At 71.0% G+C, this 649-nt stretch carries 1 protein-coding gene; it reads right to left on the bottom strand.

The window, feature by feature from the left end; genetic code table 11:
- Positions 1-649, bottom strand: a 649-nt coding sequence (locus tag GTQ99_RS23815; protein ID WP_240898023.1) for a methyl-accepting chemotaxis protein, incomplete at both ends; no start/stop codon positions are given.

The raw sequence follows: 649 nt of genomic DNA, 5'->3' as shown, positions 1-649 counted from the left end.
CCGGAGATGTTGGAGGCGATCTCCTGGGAGCCGGTGGAGACCTCGGTGACGTTGCGCACCATCTCACTGGTGGTCGCGCTCTGCTCCTCCACCGCCGCCGCGATGGTGGCCTGCAAGCCGTCGATGCGGGCGATCACCTCGGTGATCTCGGTGATCGCCGCCGCCGCCGAGGCCGCATCCGTCTGGGTGGCGTTGACGCGGCCCACGATCTCCTCGGTGGCCCGCGCGGTCTGCTGGGCCAGCTCCTTGACCTCTCCGGCCACCACCGCGAAGCCCTTGCCCATCTCCCCGGCGCGGGCGGCTTCGATGGTGGCGTTCAGCGCCAGCAGGTTGGTCTGCTCGGCGATGGAGGTGATCAGCTTGACGACCTCACCGATCTCGCGGGAGGAGGCGCTCAGGCGCTCCAGCGTCTCCCCGGCCGCGGAGGCGGCACTGACGGCGTTGGCGGCGGTGGAGGAGGCCTCGGCGGTGGAGGTGGCGATCTCGCGGATGGCGGAGGACATCTGATCCCCGGCGGCGGCGACGGTGGCGATGTTGGCGCTGATCTCCTCGGTGGCGGTGGAGACGACCTGGGCCTGGGTGGCGGCTTCCTCGGCGCCGGAGGAGAGCTGGGTGGCCACGGTGGTCAGTTCCTCCGAGGAGGTGGCCA

Source organism: Kineococcus vitellinus (genome assembly GCF_009906315.1).
GTDB classification, from domain to species: domain Bacteria; phylum Actinomycetota; class Actinomycetes; order Actinomycetales; family Kineococcaceae; genus Kineococcus; species Kineococcus vitellinus.
This window is presented reverse-complemented; position numbering and strand designations above follow the sequence as displayed.